6 protein-coding genes and 1 pseudogene are annotated in these 4377 nt (G+C 32.5%); 5 read left to right on the forward strand and 2 right to left on the reverse strand.

From position 1 onward, the window contains the following. From ACKI4K_RS05815 to ACKI4K_RS05825, 3 genes and pseudogenes are all read left to right on the forward strand, one after another. Positions 1 to 210, forward strand: a pseudogene (locus ACKI4K_RS05815) (MFS transporter); the annotation flags it as partial. A gap of 3 nt (positions 211 to 213) precedes the next feature. Further along, positions 214 to 1350: an MFS transporter gene (locus ACKI4K_RS05820; RefSeq protein WP_407423193.1), complete on the forward strand. Its 1137-nt coding sequence runs from the start codon at positions 214 to 216 to the stop codon at positions 1348 to 1350. A gap of 150 nt (positions 1351 to 1500) precedes the next feature. Further along, entirely contained in the window at positions 1501 to 1635 is a 135-nt protein-coding gene (locus tag ACKI4K_RS05825; protein ID WP_407423183.1) for a hypothetical protein, read from the forward strand. Positions 1636 to 1668: 33 nt separating this feature from the next. On the opposite strand, the gene ACKI4K_RS05830 is transcribed toward ACKI4K_RS05825, so the two are convergent. Then, on the reverse strand, positions 1669 to 2271 hold the full coding sequence (locus ACKI4K_RS05830) for a TetR/AcrR family transcriptional regulator (RefSeq protein WP_407423185.1): 603 nt from the start codon (positions 2269 to 2271) through the stop codon (positions 1669 to 1671). Between the two features lie 32 nt (positions 2272 to 2303). Next, entirely contained in the window at positions 2304 to 2909 is a 606-nt protein-coding gene (locus tag ACKI4K_RS05835) for a TetR/AcrR family transcriptional regulator (RefSeq protein ID WP_407423187.1), read from the reverse strand. Between the two features lie 80 nt (positions 2910 to 2989). Here ACKI4K_RS05835 and ACKI4K_RS05840 point away from each other — a divergent pair, with 80 nt between their 5' ends. Together ACKI4K_RS05840 and ACKI4K_RS05845 are read left to right on the forward strand one after the other, a co-directional pair. Beyond that, entirely contained in the window at positions 2990 to 3142 is a 153-nt protein-coding gene (locus tag ACKI4K_RS05840) for a hypothetical protein (protein WP_407423189.1), read from the forward strand. A gap of 406 nt (positions 3143 to 3548) precedes the next feature. Continuing rightward, the coding region (locus ACKI4K_RS05845) for a hypothetical protein (protein ID WP_407423191.1) at positions 3549 to 4377 on the forward strand (829 nt) is incomplete at its 3' end.

Below are 4377 nucleotides of genomic sequence, written 5' to 3' on the forward strand. Positions count from 1 at the left end.
TTTGGCACTCTCATTTCTGCTGCGCTGATACTGCTTGCTACCAAACTTCAGGATATAGTCGGTAAAAAGAAGCTGTTTGTTATTGGCGTTGCACTTTTTGGTATCGGCATATTTGTTGCAGAAATAAGTTCAAGTGTTATAATGTTTTTTGTCGGATGGACAGCGATTAAAGGTGTTGCTGCGGCATTAATGATGCCTGCCATAGTTTGAATAATAAGCGGAACATATTCCGACAAAATGCGTACATTTGCTTTTGCAACTCTGGGGATAATGTCAGGGCTTGCAGATGCTTTAGCTCCACTCCTTGGTGGGCTCATTACAACTTATTTCAGTTGGAGATATACTTTTGCATTCGAATTGATATTTATTTTATTTATTTTAGTAATGCAAAATAAAATACCTGATTTCAAACCTACCGAATCTAAAAACGATTTGGACATTATAGGTGCTATAATTTCTAGTATAGGGCTTGTTTTACTTGTACTTGGTATTTTGACTTTGACTAAGGATGTTACTACCAGTATAGGTGAGATAATTTTGGGATTAATAGTCCTTGCAATCTTTATATGGTATGAACTCAAAAGAAAAAGGTCAGGCAAGGTGCCATTGCTTGATGTTGATTTATTCAGTGACAGAAATTTGCGTGTGGGTACATCTATTAAGTTATTATATAATATCGTAATAGCCGGAACATTTTTTGTAACTGTTCTGTTTTTCCAAAGTGTAATGCAGTTAAATCCATTCGATACTGGTGTGGCTTCACTTCCGTTTACTTTGGCTTTGCTTATTTTTTCAGTGTCCACTCCAAAATTAATTGGAAAACTGAATCATAAGAAACTTCTGGCAATAGGATGTATAATATCTATTGTTGGATGTCTGATTTTAAGTTATCAATTTAAATTAAATATATCAATGTTTGATTTAATTCCTGGACTGTTTTTACTTGGATCAGGAATTGGTTTTATGTTGGCTTTAGGTTCAGATGTTGCATTATTCGATATTCCTGCTGAAAGCCAAAATAATGCATCAGGTATTCTTACAACTGGTGAGACATTAGGCTCATCAATGGGTACAGCAATAATTGGAATAGTTCTAATTCTTGGAGTTATTGGAGGTATTAGTACAGCAATCGATACCTACGCACCTGATTATTCAGGAGACGAGCAATTCCATCAGGAGGTCTATGATTATTTCCAAAAATTAGATACTATTGATGGACAAGACAGTATTGTTGTGAATACTGCAGATATGATTATTCAGAATGCAATGGCTTCTGTAATGATGGCATTGGCCATCGTGTTAGGACTTATTTTAATTCTAACGCTGCGGATAAAAGAAAAAAACTATTAAAAAACAATGAGAGTTTATCTCTCACTTTTTTTTAATGCTTTGAGTGTTGGCAGAAATTATTGAGTTTTTGATTTTATTCATGTTTGTATGTATGGAACAAATTTCACTAAAAGTAGTAAATAATTTGAAGTGTATTATGCCAACAGTAACATGAAGCTGGTCAAAAGGAACCCGAAGTTGCATAATCCCAATTCGCCATTGCTGATTGGTGATGTTAAAGAGAGTGATGTTGTAAAGGAAGTCAATGAACCTAGCTATATTGATTCACAAACAAGAGTATTTTAATTTGTTGACATCAATAGGCATGTAAATGTCCGTTTAGGGGTATTTGATGGCAGCCCATGTTATATCAAAGTTTTTCTCAAAAATGAGATCAGTATCATCATTTGCAAAAATTAACCAGGAATATTGAATTCCCATATACATTATAACCAATGATTCGACAATATTTTCAGTTGATAAGTCCTGTCTGATTTCATTTTGCCTTTTGCCATCTTCGACAAGAGCGGTTAAAAATATTTTAATGTCTCTTCCTGTTTGCAAAACTATTCTGCTAACCTCATCTTCGATATATCCTGTTCCGGTTAAAAGAAGTATCACGTCTCCATAATTGATCTTTTCATCGATGCTTTCAATTTCAACACCGTTTATGAAGTGATGTAAAATATAAAGCAATGCATCATGGATCCTGTTCTTTGATGGGCCTTCAAGGGGAATTTTATCAAAATCGTTTTTAATGTAATCCACTATATATTTTTGCATAATTGCTTCAAATATGTCGTTTTTATCTGAAAAATGATAATATATGCTGCCGGTTGGCAGTCCTGTAGCATTTCGAATTTCACTGATTGAAATGTCAATTGTGCTTTTCTCCAATATTAATTTTAGTGTTTTTTCAACAATCATGTCTTTAGTGTTCATTTAACCACATCATGTTTTTTTAGTTAATTATATTATTCTCTGAATCTTATCTTTTCCCATTCCAATTCGAAATTGTCTTCAAAGGCTGAAATCATATCATCAATCCAATATATTTCCCATTGATATTGAATTCCAAGGTATATGTTGATTAAGGACTCTGCAATGTCTTCAGCTGGGAGGTCTTGCCGGATTTGTCTGTTTTTTTGACCTTCCACAATAATTTCTGTGAAAAATGCCTTCAATTCTTTTATGATACTTTGATAAATCTTGTGGGAATTTTCATAAGCAAATCCATTTGCAGTTAAAACATCCAATATCTCCCGGTAATCTATATCTTCAATTGTTTCAGTTTCGATTCGGCTTTGATTTTGTTTAATCATTTCTGCCATGGCATCGTGGATTTTCTCTTTTGCATTTCCTTTAATCTGTGTGAGTTTGTCCATATCAAATTTGACATAGTCTAGAAGATATCTTTCAGTAATTTCATTATATATCTCTTCTTTGCTTGAAAAATAATAGTATATTCCGCCGGTAGCAATTCCGGTCTCTGCACTTATTTCTCTAATTGAAACTAGGGAGTTCCGATTTTTAACCATTAATTTTAAAGTTTTTTCTAAAATTAACTTTTTAGTATTCATACATTAATAATATTATAGTTTTTTAGTTATTAAATAATATAGAGAACAAACGTTCTATTATATTAAATATTTCACAGTTTTTGTTTATTTTTGCATTTATCGCTTCAGCAAGTGCGCCCGGCAATGAAACAGGTATACTGTCCGTTGGGCAATCAACCAGCATAACTAATGAAAAGATTGCATCAAATTCAAGTTCAGATGCAAGTTCTCATCTAATGACAGTAATGTTTTAGTAATATTCAAAACCAAAACAAATGGCCGATTTAATTAATAAGAATTAAAATAAGTTGATTTGAAAAACATTGAAAAAGCCAAATGAAACCATAATCCAAAACTCGTGGGTATAATTAACATGACTATGGGGCCAATATTTTTTACTATATATTTTCTTTTTTTTGTTTATGAACAAACGGAGAATAAATTTGTTCCAATATAATAGAATGTTTGTTCTTTATATCAATTTTTAACATTATAGAACAATCGTTCTCTATATTATTTAATTACTATGAAATAAAAATATTGTATATGTATTAATACAAAATAGTTAATTTTAGAAAAAACTTTAAAATTAATATTTAATTCTAGTAATAGGAGGCGAATATGTCAAAGAAAATATTTTGTTTATTGATAGCATTATTAATGGTATTGACTGTTTCTTGCGTATCGGCAGCTGAAGACACTAATGATACAGTTGTAGCTGTAGATGAACAAGTTGCAGTTCAAAAAACCATTGATGATGTTCCATTGGAAAGTGATGATGGTGGTGCTGATGTTTTATCAGCCGGATCTAAAGATCCAAATTTTAATATTAGACCTCGTTGTGATGATTATGGAGAAGTTTCATTTTCGGCGTCTACTGAACAAGATGCTACTGGTAATGTAACTGTAATGTTTATCCTTAAGACTCCTGGAGGTGATATTGTCGAAGTTAATGAAAATTTAACTCTTAAAAATGGTTCCGTTAACTGGGGTGGAAAGGATACTTATTTACCTAAAGGTAGTTATATCGTCAAGGCATGGTACTATGGTGATGCTAATTATGCTTCAGCTTACAAGGAAACCCCTGATACCGGTCCAGATGCTTTTAATGTTCCAAAACTTCATGTTAGTCTCAATTTTACTAGTATAGCAGTAAATGAAAAGGGCAATATTGTTGTTAATGGACAGTTAGATAATCCAAAAGCTGATGGACCTTATTCCTTGACATTCACCAATAAGGATAATGGTCAAACTAAGCCTTGGTATCGTCAACAGGTTCAATCTGGAGGAATTATTGTAAATGAAAAGGCTCCAGAACTTGGTGCAGGAGAATATATAGTTTCTATCAACTATGTTGGTACTGATCAATATTTCCCAGCATCTCCTCAAGTAAAAAACATAAATATTTCTGCAATCAATATTACAAATGAAAAAATTGAATTGAGCGTTGGTGATGAAATTGAATCTGGTGCTTCATTAAATCCTGCAG

Source organism: Methanobrevibacter sp., assembly GCF_045644645.1.
Taxonomy (GTDB): Archaea; Methanobacteriota; Methanobacteria; order Methanobacteriales; family Methanobacteriaceae; genus Methanocatella.